We start from the raw sequence: 18,724 nt of genomic DNA, 5'->3' as shown, positions 1-18,724 counted from the left end.
GAACGTCACTTTGAACTGAAAATGAGATAGCTTACTTTGTGGTATGATGAATAGGAAAAGTACCGCAATAATACGTCATCATTTTTTGAAAGGAGTAAATATGTATGTTCGAATTTGAACGAATTATTTTATTGTTTTTTTGCTATTCATTTATTGGCTGGTTGTGGGAAACGATTTATTGCTCGATAAAAGCAGGTCATTTTGTTTATCGAGGTTTTCTGGTCGGTCCCATCACACCCATTTATGGCTTTGGTATTTTAGGGGTTGTCTACCTATTACGACCAATTCATCAACATATTGTCTTGCTTTTTTTCGCAGCCGCAATCCTAGTGACTATTTTGGAGTATGCCACGAGTTTTCTATTGGAAAAACTGTTTCACGCTTCATGGTGGGACTATAATAATGTCCCTTTGAATATCAATGGGAGAGTAGCACTGCCAATCTCCGTATTTTGGGGAGCGTGCTGCGTGATCATCGTTCGATTTATTCATCCCCAGATGCTAGTTTTTGTTCAAACATTAGTAGAACGTACAGGATTTTTATTGCCGGTTTTCTTGTTGATGATCCTTTCATTTGATATGGGGTATACTTTGGCAAATTTGGTTGCCTTTCAGAAAGCTGTGCAACAAGTCAATCAAGCCTTTGAACAACACAAAAAAGAGTTGGCTGAAAACATTGAGCAATATAAAAATGATTGGCAAGGGCGATTTGCAGCATTTCCAGAAGAATGGCGCATCTTAAAACAGAATCTACCGAAGTTGAATTTCCATCAAAGAAGACTCTTAAAAAACTTTCAAAAGTTAGAAATCAATCAGATAAAAAGCAGTCAAGAATTGTCGCGCTTCATCGAGGCTATTCGTAGAAAAAAATAGCATTGTTACGATAGTGTTACAGAAAATAAACCCTTATCAAAGCTGATTCTTCCCACTTCTGTCTGAAATCCAATGGAAAACACTGTTAAAACTCCCACTTTTACGATAATTTGTAACAAATTGTAAAGGTCTTGCAATAAAATTCTTCTTAAGAATTTGTATAATAGGATATGTTGGAAACCATAGTGAGAAGTGAGGGAATTTTTTGAAGGCAAAGAAACTACGAACAATCGTTGTCGCTGTCTTTGCGGCAGGAATCGTTTCTCCCATCTTTGCGCAGGCTGAGTCACTTGAATCATTGCAAGAGCAAGAAAGTGCCGTCATGCAGCAAAGTCAGGAAATCAGTACGGAAGTGCAGATTGCATTGACTGATGTGAATGCGAAATACAGCGAAGTAGAAGAGTTAAAAGCTCAAATCGCTGAAAATGAAGAATCATTAGCAACAACCAAAGCAGAAATCAAAACTGCACAAGAAACCATTGAAAAGCGTGAAGCAGTCGTTGCGGAACGTATGAAAGACATCCAAGTCAATGGTGGGGCAACCAGAGATTGGACCGTCCTATTAGAATCATCGAACATCCAAGATTTCATCAATCGTGCCTATGCCATGACGATGCTGCAAAACTTGGAAAAAGAAAAGATCGATTCATTGACGGCTGAGAAAGAAAAGCTTGAAACATTAGAAGAAAAAGCGCAATCTACCCAGCAATCGTTGAAAGAAAATCAAACAGCACTAGAATCAGAAGCCAAAGCGCTAGATTCAAAAATCGCCAATCTTCAAGCGCAGTTGAAAGAAAATGAATCAACCTTGGCTCAAATCGCTTCAAGCAAAGAAGCTGAAACTGCTCGTTTAGCCGCTGAAAAAGCAGCAGAAGAACGTGCAGCCAAAGAAGCGGCAGAACAAGCAGCGAAAGAAAAAGAGGAAAAAGAAGCAGCACAAGCGGCTGAACGTTCAAGTTCTTCTGAATCACAATCGTCTGCATCATCTAGCAGCAACACGACTGAAAGCAGCACGTCATCATCGAATAGCTCTTCAAGCAGTAACAGTAATAGTAGCTCGAATAGCAGTTCAAGCAATACAAGCAACAACAATACTAGCAATAGCGATACAAGTAGTGGTCGGACATTGATGATGGAATCAACTGCCTACTCGTATAAAGAAGCTGGTGCGAGCTTCTTTACCGCAAGTGGTACAGATTTACGTAAAAATCCAATGGCAGTTGCCGTTGATCCAAGCGTGATTCCGCTAGGCACTTTAGTCAATGTTGAAGGCTATGGCGTAGCACTAGCACTTGATACTGGTGGCGCGATCAAAGGGCACATTATCGATGTTCACTTTGATAATGTAGCACAGTGTATCCAATGGGGACGTCGTCAAGTAAAAGTCACGATCTTAGATTAATCAAAAAAAGAAGCAGAGGCCTGCTTCTTTTTTTTATGGCTTTTCTTCAATAAAACAGAGTGCCGTAAATACCTGATTTGTGGGGTATTTCTAGCACTCTGTTTGATTATCTTTAGTCAGTCAAAATATCTATGTTAAATAAATCACAATCCCTTCAATTCCCATAGATGATCGTTTCCGGCAAGAACGATCATTATAGATTCACCTCAGACTGCCAAATAATAACAAAGAAAAAAGAAGAAAGACACCAGTAGCAAAATTAACTATTGAAATTCGTGTTTAGTTTCGCTTCTAAAGCTTCCCAGTCATAGTCATCCGGAAAGGTTTTAAGGAGCAGATAATCAATGTTCTGGGCGTACTCAGTGATGTATTCCGTATAGTTCGTTACGATCAAATCGATCTGATTCTTTTCTAAGTAGGCTTGCGACAATTCGTTGGAATCCGGGAAATAAAAAGTACGAAAACTGCGCAAATAACGGACAGACTTGCACTTTAGTAATTGGCATAGATAATAAGGACCTTCAAATAAAAAGGCAATATTCTTTTTTTCTTGCCAATACAACGATCTGATGGAGGAGATGTACATTGTTAAACTTGTACTCAAGTGATTCAATGTCTCACTATCCCAAGTATCAAGTGCTATAGGTTGCGTGAACAAATAAGTTTTAAACAATTGAAAATCATCCGGGTAACTATCTTCTACAAATTGGATGGCATCAGAAATCATGTGGTTTAGCAAAGGCGATAATAATTGTTTGATTTTTGCTACGGTAAAGAATGATTCGATCAAAAGTTGATCGCGAGCAGGATCTGGTGAATCGGGTAAGCAGTCGTTTACAAATAATGCCGCAAGTTTTTTGAGTTCAGGCCAATGGTTGTATTCTTTGCAAAATGTATGTTCAATGGTCAGGTTGCTGATCGATCGTCGCGTTTTCACTAATAAAAATAAATAGAGCATTTCCTCATAAGGAAGTTCTCTTTGGTATTGCTCCTCGATGGATTCGTTGATTTCGGAAAATAACTTGAAATCATTGTAGTTTTCGAACATAGCTTTGACTGGCTTTGGTAAGGAGATAGGCTGACCAATGCAATGCCGTTCGAAGGTGATATACAAATAGTAATTAAACTCACCGAAAGAGCAAGTATGTTGATTCAGCTGATAGCACTTTGAAAATGCACTGGCAGTGATGTTTTGAATCGCGATGGGCGGGAAAATCGTATGGCCAGTAATTTCGGATTCATAGTAGAAATCATGAAAAAATTTGCGAATGTTGATTTCTTCCCCAACAAAGCTGACTGGGTTGGTTTGAATTTCCAAACGATAGGAGGAAAAAATGGGTTGGACCTTTCGCAAATACCGCAAAACAGTACTCTCAGATATATGATATTTTTCTGCCCATTCAGAAGAAGTAAGCAAATCGTGATGAAAAATACTTTCAATGATATGGAATAAAATCTCATCGGCAATCAAAGCACGTTTTTTTGTAAGGTAATCAGAAGAATTTTTTATAGAAAAAAAATACCCTTTGTGTGAAGAGTCGATCATAAGGCAGTCACCAAAGTGTTCTTTTAAATTCGTAATATCTGTCATGATCGTACGAGTCGTACTTCCTGATGTCTTTGCTAAGCCGACAGTTGAGCAATGGTGATTTTTTTCGAAGGCCATTAAAATTTTCAGCCATCGAATCGTAGCCGTATTAGTAATGAAGTTATTTTGAAAATTTCTCAAGATGCAGCTCCTTTCATGAAGAAAAAGCAAAACTCTTTCTTATACATCTTAAAGAAACTTAGGATGGAAAAACAAATCACATATTTCATCGATTGGTGAAATATATACCTGAGCCTGTGTAAGATTTTTTGCGTTTTCTATAAATCATCTGACGATCAGCATATATATAGGTAGAAACACGTTTTTTTCAGCCTCTCAAAGAAGATAAATGGAAATTAATTAGCAAAAGAGACGTCAAGGTAATAACTTTTTAGCGTAGGAATAAAAATTGAACGATTAATTATGTTTCGAGGAAACTGATAGAAGATGAAAGAAAACGGAAATGAAGAGAAAAGTCACTTTTCGAAAGACAACTTATAATTTTAACAGGAATGATTGACGTAAATAAAGAGCAGTCGCAAAGGAAACCCTAAGTGCGCCAAGAAAAGAATTCAGCTTTGACAAGTTAATTTATAATAACAAGAAAAGTGTATGAAAATACTTTCTGAATTTCTTTTCTTTTCTATTTATAATGAAAAGATGTTGAGACAGTGAAGGAATTTAATCTCTCAAGGTTATTTTTCTGTAATGTGACAACCTTCAAAGGTGATGAGAATAACGATTATAACTGAATTATTCATTATTTAAAATGAGGGTTTAAAAAAACTGTCAAGTAGAGTAGACGTTATTTATGATTTTTTAAAATAACGGATGTTTGGCATTATACGAGACTTTTATTGACGAAAAATATACCGTAATAAATAAAAAACGGGAATTTCCTTTATTTAATGCTACATTTCTCTTATAATAAACTAGAATTGCCTTTATTATGTGAGAGGAAGGCAGAATGCTTAAACAAGCACAATTGAAGTAGGGAGTGTGTTCATGGGAAAGCCGTTAATAAAGACTTTGACTGTTTTAGCCGTTGGTATTGGCGCAGTTGCGATTTGTTTTATTGGTTACCGACAAAATAACCAAAGGCAATATCAGCAGCGAGTCGAATATGCACAGACAGCGATTGCCAGCGAAAAAGATCGCATCAATGAGTTGTCAAATGAAATTGCTGAATTTTACAGCAACGAAGATCAAACGTTTTTGAGAAAAGATCTTAAAGAAGAAGACGTTCTTAAAACAGTCGCAAAACTTTCTGCAGTGAAAGTATCTGCAGACGATTATGGGATCGATGATGATGCACTGCCAAGTGAGTCAGTGGAGATCCAAGAAGAGAAAACAGCTCTTGACGATCAATTAAAAGAGATTGAGGGAAAAATAAAAGTACAAGCGAATACGGATGCCTTATTTACTGAAGGCGTTTCAAATTGGCAAAGTGCTGAAAATAATGTCATCATTAAAGCCGATCTAAAAGAAACAGATGTTGGGAATGTCCGTGAAAATCTGAGCTTTTTTGAAGATAGTAAATGGAAAGAGTTAGTTGTTTCCTATTTAGAATATGCGGATACCCAATTGGACCGCATTGCAAAATTACAAGAAACGTTTGATGAAATGCTTAAAGACGATAAAGTGACCAGTGAAGTGACCTTGGAAAAATACCTAACTGCTGTTGATAGTATTAGCAAAGTCCGTAATGAAGAGTTAAAAGAAAAATTTACTGAACTTGCAGATAAAGTCGCAACACAAATGGGTTATACCGGTTATAGCAGTTACTCATCCACTGCCCCGACAGAAAGTTATTCAAACGATACTTCCGCAGGAGACGGCACTTGGACCGATCCAAATTCAGACGTCGTTTACTAGCATAAGTGAAGGATCGAAGAAAATTAGAGATAACTGGAGGAAAGCAAATGTCAAAAGGAAAAAAGATTTTTTTAATTATATTTGGAATTGTTGCAGTATTAGTCATCGGAATCGTCGGTGTTGCTGCAAAGTTATACTTTGATGTGTCAAATTCAATGCAACAAACCTATGAATCTGTCGAACGTGATCGCGAAGATCGCTTACGTGAAAATGATGTTGATCTATCCCAACGAGATTCTTTCTCTGTTTTATTGATGGGCATCGATACCGGTGATTTAGGAAGAGTGGAGCAAGGCCGTTCCGATACCATGATGGTGGCAACGATCAGCCCTCAAGACAACCAGACGACAGTGGTTAGTATCGGGCGAGACTCCTATGTTGATATCGTGGGACATGGAACAACAGATAAGATCAACCATGCTTATGCTTTTGGCGGACCAGCGATGGCAATGGACACTGTAGAAAAATTTTTGGATATTCCGATCGATCATTATGTATCAATCAATATGGCTGGTTTAAAAGAATTAGTTGACGCCGTTGGCGGAATTGAAGTAAATAATGAAATTACCTTTTCTCAAAATGGCTTTGACTTTGCTATCGGACGTACATCACTAAATGGCGAACAAGCCCTTGCCTATTCAAGAATGCGTTATGAAGATCCAAACGGAGATTATGGACGTCAAGAACGCCAACGGAAAATCGTGGAAGGGATCGTTAAGAAAGTTTTGAGTTTTGATGGTATCAGTCAATACCAGAGCATACTAAATGCAGTTGAAAGTAATATGAAAACAGATATGAGTTTCGACGATATGCGAACATTAGCCTTGAATTATCGCAGTGCTTTTCAAACAATCAAACAAGACCAGTTACAAGGGGAAGGATTCATGCAAGACGGCATCTCTTATCAGCGGGTGAGTGACGAAGAACTAGCAAGAGTTCAAAAAGAGTTGAAAACTCAATTAAATCTAGAGAATGAATAGGAAAGTGGAGAAAAGATGGAAGAAACAATTAGCTTAAAAGAAATATTCGCAATTCTACGGAAACACTTGGCTGCTATTTTTATTTCAATGTTTGCTGGTTTAGCTTTAGCAGGGATATTCACCTTCTTTGTCATTACACCCAAATACAGTTCACAGGCTCAGTTGATTGTGACACTGCCTCAATCAGAAACAGCAAATGTGAACGATGTAAATACAAACTTGCAAATGATCAATACGTATAAGGATATGATCGTCAGTGACTTAGTTATGAATCAAGTAAAGGATCGTTTGGAAACCGAAAACAATTTGGAGATGACTGTCGGAGAATTGAAAGAATCCATTTCAATCAACCAGTCTCAGAACTCACAAATGTTTTCTATTCAGGCAACCAGTACGAATGCAGTGTCAGCGCAAAATATTGCCAACACGACGGCATTAGTCTTTCAAGAAAATGCCCAAGATGTCATGAATGTTGATAAAATCTCAATCATTTCAAGTGCAGTAGCTAGTACCTCACCTGTTTCACCAAACAATAAACTGAACTTAGCCATTGGCTTAGTATTAGGAATCATGGTCGGTGTTGGTCTAGCCTTCTTAATGGAACTGCTAGATCGAACCGTCAAAGATGATAAATTTGTGACAGAGACGTTAGGTTTTACGGTGCTAGGTACCGTTCCGCAAATGTCGCCAAAAGAATTAGCTGCGACGATTCAGAAAAAGCCGAGTGCTTCATTATTGAAGAAACCAAATGGCGATAAATCAACAGAGTCTCGCCGCAGTCGAAGTCGAGTCTAGGAGGAAATAATTATGGCAAAAAAACAAGAACGTACTGGGACGCAGACACATGCAGTAAGTTTGATCACGCTAATTGATCCTTCTTCACCGATCTCAGAGCAATATCGTACGATCCGTACAAACATTCAATTTGCATCTTCAGCAGATAAACAAATTAAGACCCTTGTCGTTACATCTTCGGGACCAGCTGAAGGGAAATCAACGACTTCAGCAAACTTAGCAGTTGTTTTTGCAAAATCGGGACAAAGAGTATTACTAGTGGATGCGGATATGCGAAAGCCGACTGTTTATAAGACATTTAATTTAAACAATGCGAGTGGATTGAGTACCGTATTAAGTACCTCTACGAGCGTACTTGAAGTGGCACAAAAAACAGTGATCGATAATTTATCTGTTTTGACAAGCGGACCTAAACCACCGAATCCATCCGAGTTACTTGGATCTGCACGAATGAATCAAGTGATAGAAGAAGCGAAAAACCTTTATGATGTGGTGATCTTTGATATGCCACCAGTTGTAGCAGTGACCGATGCGCAAATTATGGCATCGAAAGCAGATGGGACGATCTTAGTGGTTCGAGAGAATGTTGCGCGTAAAGAATCCTTAACAAAAGCGAGAGATCTTTTGAATATGGTTCAAGCAAGAATCATTGGTGTGGTCTATAACGGTGCCGAACACTCGAAAGATTCAGGTTATTACTATTATTATGGAAATTAATTAAATCGAAGGAGACAAGAGAAATGATCGATTTGCATTGCCACATTTTACCTGGAATTGATGATGGAGCAGAAGACTTGGGCGCAAGCATTGCGATGGCTGAGGAAGCAATCAGTCAAGGAATTACGCATATCCTATGTACACCCCATCATAACAATGGAAAATACCGCAATCCAAAGTCTAAGGTCATATCTCTTGTTGCATCTTTGCAAGAAGAATTGGATGCACGAAATTTGCCTTTAACAGTACTTGAAGGGCAAGAAGTCAGAATAACAGGAGATTTAATTGAGGATATACAGAAAAATGACATCCTTTTTACAGATCTTGATGATACGTATATCTTGATAGAATTTCCTACGATCGAAGTCCCTACGTACACGGAGAAAATCTTCTTCGATTTGATGCAGTTAGGTAAGATACCGGTGATTGTGCACCCGGAACGGAATGCACATTTTCGAAAAGACCCCAATAATCTGATTCCTTTTCTCGATATGGGTTGCTTAGCTCAGCTGACGGCGCCAAGTTATGTAGGGGTCTTTGGAAAAGAAATCCAAAAAACAGCAAAAACTATGGTTGAACATAACCTTGTTCAGATGATCGCTTCGGATGCTCATGGGGTAAAAAAACGTACTTTTACTTTAAAAGATGCCTACGGGCAAATTGAGAAAGATTTTGGGATGCAAAAAGTAGCAATGTTGAAGCAAGTAGCGAAAGATTTGATAAATGGGGATCGAATCAATTTTCCAGCTTATACAGAACTGAAAAAAAAGAGATTTGGGTTATTTTAGGGGGAAGCAAAGTTGTTTGAATTAACGAGAAAAAGAAAAATTTTGGTTTTGATTGTTGTGGATAGTTTGTTGATCATAACAGCGAATATTGCAGCAGTTTATTTTATGAGACCCTTTGTGGCGATTCCAAAAGAATTTACATTGATGTCGGTAAGCCTTTCTGTTGGTTTCTATCTCTTTTATGGCTCGGTGTTCCGTGTTTTTTCTCGTATTAATCGTTACACCAACCTAAAAGAGATGATCGCTATTTTCTTAGCGGTATCATGTAGTGCTTTTACATGTAATGTCATTTTGTTTTTTGGTGATGAGACCTATAGCGTGCGCTTAGTGATTTTCATGTACTTTCTTTCGCTCTTTATGATTATTGCAAGCCGTTTGCTTTGGCGAATCTATATTGAAAGAAAAAACATGAGAGGGACGTCCAATGAGATTGTCAAGAATACCCTTATCGTTGGCGCGGGAGAAGGCGGCCGTATTCTTTACAATAGCTTTGTAGGTTCAAAAACGGCAAGTGACATTCATATCATAGGCTTTGTCGATGATGATCCGAATAAACGAAACACTTATCTTTCTGGGAAAAAAGTCTTGGGTTGTATTAGTGATTTACCTGATTTGATTCAAAAATATGAAATCAATATGGTCACGATCGCCATTCCATCCTTGTCACGAAAAAAGTTGCGAAGTATTTTTAGCTTAATTGAACCTCTGCATGTCAAAGTCAATACGATGCCCTCAATGGAAGAAATCGCTTCTGGGAAAATTAGCACATCACGTTTGAAGAAAATCGATGTTGTTGATTTGTTAGGTAGAGACGAAGTCAAATTGGATATCGACTCAATCAAAGATCAAATTACCGGAAAGACGATATTAGTGACTGGCGCTGGTGGATCGATTGGTTCCGAAATCTGTCGCCAAGTGATTCAATTCAATCCTAAAAAACTAGTTTTATTAGGACACGGAGAAAACTCGATTTACTTAATTGACCGTGAGTTGAAAATCAATTTTAAAGACAATATTACCGAAATCGTTCCCGTTATAGCCGATATACAAGATCGTGAAAAGATGTTTGAAATCATGAACGAAGTCAAACCGGATATCGTTTATCATGCAGCAGCCCATAAGCACGTACCTTTGATGGAATACAATCCTAAAGAGGCAGTCAAAAATAATATTTACGGAACCAAGAATACCGCGGAAGCTGCTAAAGCCGCGAAAGTAAAGAACTTCGTAATGGTCTCTACGGATAAAGCTAATAATCCACCAAACGTCATGGGAGCGACAAAACGCATCTCTGAGATGATTGTTACTGGCTTAAATGAAAAAGGTTGCACGAAATTTTCTGCTGTACGCTTTGGCAATGTCTTAGGTTCAAGAGGCAGTGTGATTCCTGTATTCCGTGAGCAAATAGCAAAGGGCGGACCAATTACAGTGACTGATTTTCGCATGACCCGCTATTTCATGACGATACCAGAAGCTAGCCGCTTGGTTATTCAGTCAGGGGCACTTGCTAAAGGTGGCGAAATATTCATTTTAGATATGGGCGAACCGGTGAAAATCGTTGATCTTGCGAAGAATATGATTCGTCTAAGTGGCTATAGCGAAGAAGAGATTGAAATTGTTGAAACTGGGATTCGACCTGGTGAAAAATTATACGAAGAATTATTATTGGATAAAGAACGGAATGATGAAGCAGTCTTTGAGAAAATTTTCGTAGGGAATATAACTGGGTATTCTATGCAGGAAGTAATCAATTTTGTTGAAGGTCTTCCCAAAGATGATAGACAGCTAGCAAAATCGGTAGTTTCTTTTGCGAATGCGTCTAATAAATGAGGTGAGTTATATGGATTTAATTATCATTGGTGCAGGAGGCTTTGCAAAAGAAATTATATTCTTAGTAGAAAGAAATAATTTTTTCGCAATTAAGGGTTTTGTTGATGATAAATATCAAGAGCTTCCAGAAGAAATTCTTGGCTATCCTGTCCTTGGTGGAATAGATTATCTGAACCAGATAAGGAAGAATACGGCGATAGCAATTGGAGTCGCAAAACCTAAAATCAAAGAAATAATTTATTATAAAATAAAAACGAATGGGTATTTATTTTTTCCAAATATTGTTGATAGTACTGCACTAATTGGAAGTGAGGTATCTTTAGGAATAGGAAATATAATAATGCCCTATTCTACTTTTACAGCACACATCAGCATTGGAAATTTTAATATGGTGAACATTCATTCTACGATTGGACACGATAGCGAAATCAAGAATTATAATTCTATTTATCCAGACGTTAATTTATCAGGCAATGTTAGTATTGGATCGCATAATGAATTTGGTGTTGGAACCAAAGTTATTCAGAACATAAAAATAGGAAATGACAATATCACAGGAGCTGGTAGCGTAGTTATAAGAAATATAAAGGATAAAATGAAGTTAGTTGGGGTACCTGCTAAAACAATAGAAAGATGGGATTAAGATGGACCAAAAACGTATTTTACTCTCTTCACCACATATGAGCGAACAGGGTTTCGAACAAGAATTTATTAAAGAAGCTTTTGATACAAATTGGATTGCTCCTTTGGGTGCTAACGTAGATGGTTTTGAAGAGGAGCTAGCACATTATGTTGGGATAGATCATGCTGCAGCTTTATCTTCTGGAACAGCTGCAATTCATCTGGCATTAAAAGCTGCTGGGGTAGAAAAGGATGATATAGTGATTTGTCAATCGTTGACGTTTTCAGCTACTGCAAATCCAATACTTTACCAAGGAGCAATTCCTGTTTTTGTGGATAGTGATCTAGAAACTTGGAATATGAGCCCAACTCATTTACGAGCTGCTTTAGAAAAGTATCCACAGGCTAAAGCTGTTTTAGTTGTACATTTATATGGTCTATCTGCTAATTTAGACGAGATCGTGAACATATGCAATGAATACGAGATTGCCTTGATTGAAGATGCGGCTGAGTCACTTGGAACTACATATAAGGAAAAATTTACTGGGACTTTCGGTAAATATGGTATTTACTCTTTTAATGGAAACAAAATTATCACGACTTCAGGTGGAGGCATGCTAGTTTCTAATGATAAAGAAAAAGTTGAAAAAGTTCGCTTTTGGGCAACGCAATCGCGAGACAAAGCAATACATTACCAACACAGTGAAGTTGGTTTCAATTATAGAATGAGCAATATTGTAGCTGGGATTGGTAGGGGACAACTAAAAGTATTAGATGATAGAATCGCTAAGAAGAATTATATATTCAATTTTTATAAAAGCCATTTATCAGACATACATGAAATTAGATTTATGCCTGAAAATAATTGGAACAAGCCCAATTTTTGGTTGAGTGCAATTACATTAGATAAAACAAAACCAAAAGTTTTAATAGAAAAACTGTATAAAGTAAATATTGAAGCAAGACCTATTTGGAAACCTATGCATCTTCAACCAATCTTTAAAGAATATGATTATATTGGTGATAATATCGCACAAATCTTGTTTGAGACAGGTATATGTTTACCCTCAGATACAAAAATGACGGATGAAGATTTATATCGAGTTACTAATGCAATCAAGAAGGCGTTAATCAATGAAGAATGACACAATTTATGCACGCTATATAAAGCGATTAATTGATATTTTATTATCTGGTTTAGCTTTGGTTTTCTTAAGTCCGTTATTTGTCATTGTTACCATCCTAGTTCGGATCAAACTGGGTTCACCTGTAATATTTAAGCAAGAAAGACCAGGTTTAGAAGAGAAAATTTTTACAATGTATAAATTCCGTACGATGACATCTGAGATGGATGAAAAAGGAAATTTATTATCAGATGAAATTCGACTAACTAAATTTGGAAAAATTATTCGAGCAACTAGCATAGATGAACTACCTGAATTATGGAACATCTTGAAAGGAGATATGAGTATTGTTGGTCCTCGGCCGCTTTTAGTGGGATATCTTCCAATGTATAATGAAGAACAACGTAAACGGCATCTGGTTCGTCCGGGATTGACCGGTTTGGCCCAAGTTAATGGACGTAATGCAATTAGTTGGAATGAAAAGTTTAAACTTGATTGTCAATATGTGGATAATGTTTCGTTTAAGCAAGATTTATTAATTATCTTTTTAACAATTTATAAAGTTTTTGTTCAAGAGGGAATATCTTCAAAAACTAGTGTCACAAATGAGAAATTTGAAGGGAATGAGTAATTAGACTGTGAATATTTTATATGTAACAACAATTTCAAACACAATGAATGCTTTTCTTATGCCGCATATAAAAATGTTACTTGATGAAGGACATCATGTGAGTATAGCTTGCTCAATTCAGCAGCCATTAGATGAGTTTTTTGAAAATAATAATATACCTTTCTATAATATTCCTTTTGATCGAACTCCATTTTCGAAAAATAATCGAACTGCATATAAAGTATTTAAAAGTTTAGTAGATGTCAAATATTTTGATATTGTGCATACTCATACTCCTATTGCTTCAATGATTGTAAGACTGGCTTGCAAAAATAGTAAGAGTAAAGTCTTTTATACAGCTCATGGTTTTCACTTCTATAAGGGCGCACCGATAAAGAATTGGTTAGTTTATTACCCAGTTGAAAAATATTTATCTAAGTATACAGATGAGTTAATCACGATTAATCAAGAGGATTACAACACAGCTAAAAATAAATTTTTGAAAACAAATGTGAACTACGTTCATGGAGTAGGTCTTTCAACCGAGAAATTTAATAAAGAAAAACCTAGCGATTTAAGTAAGTATAAAAAAAATGATGACAGTTTTATTTTTTTATCAATCGGTGAGTTAAATGATAACAAGAATCATGAGCAGGTTATTAATGAATTAGAAAAAATTCGCCATATGAATTTTATATATATAATTTGTGGAGTGGGAGAAAAGGAGAAATATTTAGAACGTATAATTGTCGAAAAAAACTTAAAGGACAAAGTATTCTTGTTAGGATACCGAGAAGATATTCCAAGCATATTAGCGGCAAGCGATATTTATATTCATCCGTCTAAAAGAGAAGGTCTACCTGTATCTATAATGGAAGCAATGTATCAAAATTTACCGGTTTTTTGTTCAAATATTAGAGGCAACAGTGATTTGATTCAACACGAAAACAATGGGTACCTTGTAGATTTAGGAAATATAAAACAAAATTTTTCGTATTATATTTCAAAAATTTTTAATGATGCAAATTTTATTAGAAAAATGGGAGAGAATAACAAAGGTTTAATTGAACCCTATTTAATAGAAAATGTTTTAAAAGAATTAAAAATTATTTATCAAAAAATTGTATAAATTTAGAACTATATTTTTGATTTAATTTTTATTTCAGTCTATTTAGAGAATTTCTATATACTTTAAGAATTGACAAATAGGTTTTCATAGAAAGGAAGTTTTTTATGAAGTATTTGGTCACAGGTGGGGCAGGCTTTATCGGATCTAATCTGACCAACATGTTAATTAGACATAATCACGAGATAATTGTTATTGATGATTTATCAATGGGAAAACTTGAAAACATCGATGATTTAACAAAAATTAAGTTTTTTAAGGGATCAATCACGGATAATTATTTAATGGAAGATATTTTAACAAAATATCAGTTTGATTATGTTTTTCATTTAGCAGCGGTTGCAAGTGTGGCTGATTCTGTTGAACGACCAGTTGAGACTCATGAGGTGAATTATAATGCAGTTTTAAATATTCTTAATTTAATTCGTGAACATCAACCGGGCCTAAAACGTTTTGTCTTTGCTTCATCAGCAGCAGTTTATGGAGATGATCCTGAATTGCCAAAGAAAGAAACTTCACCGATTAAACCGATGACTCAATACGCTATTGATAAATTTGCAGCAGAAAGAACGACAATTGTTTTTAATGATTTATATCATGTACCAACTTCTTCAGTACGCTTTTTTAATGTTTACGGACCAAATCAAAATCCAGAATCACCATATTCTGGTGTAATCTCAATTTTACAAGATTGTTACAATAGAATTTTATCTGGAGAAAAAATATATTTCACATTATATGGTGATGGTAGTCAACTTCGCGACTTTATTTACATTGAAGATGTACTTCAAGCTTTAATGATAGTTGTGGAAACTGTGGACTCTTTAGGCCAAGTTTTTAATGTTGGTACAGGAAAGGAAGCAGACTTACAGCAGATAATTGAAGAATTTAATAATATATATGGTTTCGAACTACCAGTTAAGTATCAAGATAAGCGAGCAGGAGATATCCATCGATCAGTAGCCGATATTTCAAATTTGAAGAACATTGGATTTTGTCCAAAAAATACTATTTCTGAAGGTTTGTATAAATTTGTGGAATGTTATAAAGATAAATAAACTACAGATTATTTTGATAAAGGAGATTTTATGCTTGAAAATATGGAGTTAATATCAGTTATAATGAGTGTGAAAAATTCTAATAAAGAATTAGATATTGCAATTGAATCAATTTTGAATCAAACTTATTATAACTTTGAATTTATTATTTGTGATGATGGATCAGATGATGATACTTACGAGAGATTAAAAGAGTGGGAGAAAAAAGATGATAGGATTGTCATAATAAAAAATCACATTAATATGGGACTTGCTAAATCATTGAATAGATGTATTCAAATTTCAAAGGGAACTATTATAGCTAGAATGGATGCGGATGATTATAGTTATCCAGAAAGATTCCAAAAACAAGTTTTATTTTTAAAAGAGAATAGAAAATTTTCTTTTTGTTCCTCAAACATCAATGTTTTTAATGGTGAAAAGATTACTTTAAAAAATAGAGCAAGTATTCCTTTCCCAGAAAAAGAAGATCTAATTAAACAGTCATGCTTTGTACATCCTGCTACAGTTTTCAGAAAAGAAATATTATTAGATTTAGAGGGCTATAGAGTATCGAAAGAAACGACAAGAGCTGAAGACTATGATCTTTTTATGAGAGCATATGGGCTTGGATATAAAGGGGCTAATATTTTAGAACCTTTACTTAGGTATAATCTTACTGAATTAGATATTAAACGCAAAAGAAAGTTTCGACATAGATTGGAAGAAGTTACTGTAAGATACAAAGGATATAAAAAAATGAATATACCTAAAGTTAAGTTTTTTTGGATGTTTAAACCGATAGTGGTTGGGTTAATCCCTGCAAAGTTAATGTATTTTTATCAAAATCGGAAGAGTATTCAGGTCTCTGATTGAGAAGGAGAAACAAATGAAAACATTATATGTATTATTTTTTGATCCGTATTCTACAGAAAATATTGGGGTTAAAAAGAAAATCGACAATCAATTATTTTCTATTAGAAAATTAGGATTAGATGTTGATATAGCCTATTTACAAAATTCTAGCTTTATTTTGGAAAAAGCTGGACAAACTAAAGAAATTTTCTCAATAAGAAAAGGATTCAATAATTATAGAAAAGGGATTACTCAAGTATTGAAAAAAATTGTAAATCAGAAAACTTACAAGCAGTTTTATTTTAGATTTCCTGGATCAGTTGACTGGTATTTTTTTAATATTTTAAAGTATATAACAAAGCGTAAAAATTTCGTTATTTTAGAATTACCAACCTATCCATATGAGGAAGAGCGAAAATTATTTCTGAAATCGGAAAAGGAGAAAAAAAAGTATGTTTCCTATATTTTGAGAAGACAAGTATATTTTACAGAAAGAATATTTTTACCTCGTCTGAAAAAATATGTTAAAAATATTGTTACCTTTATGTCTTATGATAAAATATGGGGAATAGATACTATAGTTATAGAGAATGGTGTAAATACAGATGAATATCCACCTGTAAAATTTTTCGATGCTAATACAAAAATATCAGAAACAAGTTTAGTTTTAACTGGTGTTGCTAATATCTCTATATGGCATGGATTTGATAGAATTATTGAAGGAATAAAAGAATATAATTTAACAGAAAGAAATAATAAACAATATGATATTATTTTTAATATTGTTGGAAACGGGGCTGAACTGAATCGTTTAAAAAAAATTGTAGACATGCATGAGTTAAATGATTATGTACACTTTTTAGGCCCATTATATGATGACGATTTGAAAAAAGTATATGAAACTACTAATCTGGCAATTGGATCAACAGGAATGCATAGAATAAACCTTAGCGAAGGTTCAACTTTAAAAGCCAAAGAGTACTGTTCATTAGGTATCCCTTTTATTATTGGATATAAAGAAAAAGGCATTCCCGAAGATTTTAATTATTACTTGAAGGTACCTGCAGATGAATCCCCAATTGATATGCGAAAAATAATTGATTTCTATAATTCACTTCCGAACCGCGAACAAATGAGTAATAAAATGCATGAGTTTGCGATCTTAAATTTTTCTTGGGATGTTCAAATGAAAAAAGTATTTTTTGGAGGTGAGATAAAATAGTTAATATTATAATTTTTATTATTATTATATTTAGTATTTTATTAGGATACTTAGTGAAGAGAACAGTATCACATAAGCAACTACGATTAATTTTTTATCTATTTATTGTAGGCATGTTTATTTACTCCGGAATAGGAATCAGTATCTATCCTTTACAAGATAAAGAAACTTATTTACTTTCTTATGTATTGTTTATTGTTTTTTTCACTATTTTTGGTGTTGTTATTTGCAATTCAAAGTACTTAAATATATCTGCTGAAAATAAAGCAGCACTTTCGGATATAGTAAATAAACAAAGTTGGCTTGTATTAATGTTATCTATAATATATATTTTTACTTTTATTTTTCCACTTATATACCCTGAAAATGCTTTGTCAAATATCTTTAACTTTCAAAATTTTGCTAATGACTTCTCTACTATTTCATTTTCTGAACGAGTTCTGATTAAAAATAATAGTTTACTTAATTTTATTATAGGACCTTTAAGAATTTTAGTCACACCTTTTTTTTACTTACTTTTATTTCAATTACGCTATAAACCTTTTAGATTTATCATGATTTATTCTCTACCAATATACTTAAAATTTGTGAATAATGCCTATATATCTAGAAATGAAATTCTGTTCTTTTTGTTATTTATATTTCTTTACTTATGGTTTCAAAAAATTTTTGATAGGAAAATTTTAGCTCTGTTTAGCATAATTGGAATTTTTTTTATTCTTCCCTTCTTTTATGATTTTACCTTTTTAAGAACGGGAGACAATGTTATTTCTGAAGATAAGCTAGACAAAATTTTTCTGTTGCTAAGTGAGGAAACTTCTTATGTGAATTTACTTCATTTTGCAGAAAATTCTTTGGATTTAAAAGAGAAAATTAATTTTTTTAGTTATATTTTAACTTCTCCAATTCCTAATTTTTTACTATTTGGATTAATTAAGCCTATTGCTTTATCAGAAATATTTACTCATATCATCATCGGACTAAATTATGGTGATCTAGGATATTACCTGCTATTACCCACGGTTTTTGGCGAAGGAATAATGCTATTTGGGGTATCTTTTTCATGGATTTATTCTTTTGTAGTTAGTTTCTTTTATCTAACTATTGGAAAGATTATTTCAGATTTTAAAGAACTTGAGTTTATGCTAATTGCATTTGTATTGGATATTTTTCGACAAATTAGAGGTGGAAGTCAATTCATTTATACGTCTTGGATACCGTGTTTGGTATATTTTATATTATTTTTAATTGTAGTTAAAAGAATGAATAGGGTGAAGTAAAA

At 34.5% G+C, this 18,724-nt stretch carries 17 protein-coding genes; 16 read left to right on the top strand and 1 reads right to left on the bottom strand.

Annotated features, from left to right (window positions below; translation table 11 throughout):
- Positions 1-104: 104 nt before the first annotated feature.
- Complete coding sequence (locus IGI78_RS10605; protein ID WP_195264871.1) at positions 105-872, top strand: putative ABC transporter permease; 768 nt, start codon at positions 105-107, stop codon at positions 870-872.
- Positions 873-1,077: 205 nt separating this feature from the next.
- Positions 1,078-2,274 (top strand): 3D domain-containing protein, encoded by a 1,197-nt coding sequence (locus tag IGI78_RS10600; RefSeq protein ID WP_081119560.1) that lies wholly within the window; start codon positions 1,078-1,080, stop codon positions 2,272-2,274.
- Positions 2,275-2,533: 259 nt separating this feature from the next.
- On the opposite strand, the gene IGI78_RS10595 is transcribed toward IGI78_RS10600, so the two are convergent.
- Positions 2,534-4,003, bottom strand: coding sequence for a helix-turn-helix domain-containing protein (locus IGI78_RS10595; RefSeq protein ID WP_195264873.1), 1,470 nt, complete (start codon positions 4,001-4,003; stop codon positions 2,534-2,536).
- Positions 4,004-4,867: 864 nt separating this feature from the next.
- Between IGI78_RS10595 and IGI78_RS10590 the strand changes: the two genes are divergently transcribed.
- The 14 genes from IGI78_RS10590 (at position 4,868) to IGI78_RS10525 (ending at position 18,722) form a co-directional block, all read left to right on the top strand.
- The gene (locus tag IGI78_RS10590; RefSeq protein ID WP_195264875.1) at positions 4,868-5,737 is read left to right on the top strand and encodes a hypothetical protein; all 870 of its coding nucleotides are present in this window, start codon (positions 4,868-4,870) and stop codon (positions 5,735-5,737) included.
- A 47-nt stretch (positions 5,738-5,784) separates the two neighbouring features.
- Positions 5,785-6,717 (top strand): LCP family protein, encoded by a 933-nt coding sequence (locus IGI78_RS10585; protein WP_229045492.1) that lies wholly within the window; start codon positions 5,785-5,787, stop codon positions 6,715-6,717.
- Between the two features lie 15 nt (positions 6,718-6,732).
- Positions 6,733-7,512: a Wzz/FepE/Etk N-terminal domain-containing protein gene (locus IGI78_RS10580; protein ID WP_195264877.1), complete on the top strand. Its 780-nt coding sequence runs from the start codon at positions 6,733-6,735 to the stop codon at positions 7,510-7,512.
- Positions 7,513-7,524: 12 nt separating this feature from the next.
- A complete protein-coding gene (locus tag IGI78_RS10575; RefSeq protein ID WP_195264879.1) occupies positions 7,525-8,229 on the top strand; it encodes a CpsD/CapB family tyrosine-protein kinase in 705 nt (234 codons plus the stop codon).
- A gap of 23 nt (positions 8,230-8,252) precedes the next feature.
- On the top strand, positions 8,253-9,017 hold the full coding sequence (locus tag IGI78_RS10570) for a CpsB/CapC family capsule biosynthesis tyrosine phosphatase (protein WP_195264880.1): 765 nt from the start codon (positions 8,253-8,255) through the stop codon (positions 9,015-9,017).
- A gap of 12 nt (positions 9,018-9,029) precedes the next feature.
- Positions 9,030-10,847, top strand: a complete 1,818-nt coding sequence (locus tag IGI78_RS10565) for a nucleoside-diphosphate sugar epimerase/dehydratase (protein WP_195264882.1) — start codon at positions 9,030-9,032, stop codon at positions 10,845-10,847.
- 10 nt (positions 10,848-10,857) lie between these two features.
- On the top strand, positions 10,858-11,490 hold the full coding sequence (locus IGI78_RS10560) for an acetyltransferase (RefSeq protein WP_195264884.1): 633 nt from the start codon (positions 10,858-10,860) through the stop codon (positions 11,488-11,490).
- A gap of 1 nt (position 11,491) precedes the next feature.
- Positions 11,492-12,613, top strand: coding sequence for a DegT/DnrJ/EryC1/StrS family aminotransferase (locus IGI78_RS10555; protein WP_195264886.1), 1,122 nt, complete (start codon positions 11,492-11,494; stop codon positions 12,611-12,613).
- Positions 12,603-13,223 (top strand): sugar transferase, encoded by a 621-nt coding sequence (locus IGI78_RS10550; RefSeq protein WP_229045493.1) that lies wholly within the window; start codon positions 12,603-12,605, stop codon positions 13,221-13,223. The genes IGI78_RS10555 and IGI78_RS10550 overlap by 11 nt, the downstream gene beginning before the upstream one ends.
- Before the next feature lie 7 nt (positions 13,224-13,230).
- A complete protein-coding gene (locus IGI78_RS10545) occupies positions 13,231-14,331 on the top strand; it encodes a glycosyltransferase family 4 protein (protein WP_195264888.1) in 1,101 nt (366 codons plus the stop codon).
- A 104-nt stretch (positions 14,332-14,435) separates the two neighbouring features.
- Positions 14,436-15,386: an NAD-dependent epimerase/dehydratase family protein gene (locus IGI78_RS10540; protein WP_195264890.1), complete on the top strand. Its 951-nt coding sequence runs from the start codon at positions 14,436-14,438 to the stop codon at positions 15,384-15,386.
- A gap of 30 nt (positions 15,387-15,416) precedes the next feature.
- A complete protein-coding gene (locus IGI78_RS10535; protein WP_195264892.1) occupies positions 15,417-16,241 on the top strand; it encodes a glycosyltransferase family 2 protein in 825 nt (274 codons plus the stop codon).
- Between the two features lie 13 nt (positions 16,242-16,254).
- Complete coding sequence (locus IGI78_RS10530; protein ID WP_195264894.1) at positions 16,255-17,442, top strand: glycosyltransferase; 1,188 nt, start codon at positions 16,255-16,257, stop codon at positions 17,440-17,442.
- Positions 17,443-17,555: 113 nt separating this feature from the next.
- Positions 17,556-18,722: a hypothetical protein gene (locus IGI78_RS10525; RefSeq protein ID WP_430617997.1), complete on the top strand. Its 1,167-nt coding sequence runs from the start codon at positions 17,556-17,558 to the stop codon at positions 18,720-18,722.
- Positions 18,723-18,724: the final 2 nt, after the last annotated feature.

Origin of the sequence: Enterococcus sp. DIV1767 (assembly GCF_050542585.1) — a bacterium.
Lineage (GTDB): Bacteria > Bacillota > Bacilli > Lactobacillales > Enterococcaceae > Enterococcus_D > Enterococcus_D innesii.
Note: the sequence above shows the minus strand (reverse complement) of the source record. Positions and strands in the feature narration are given on the sequence as shown.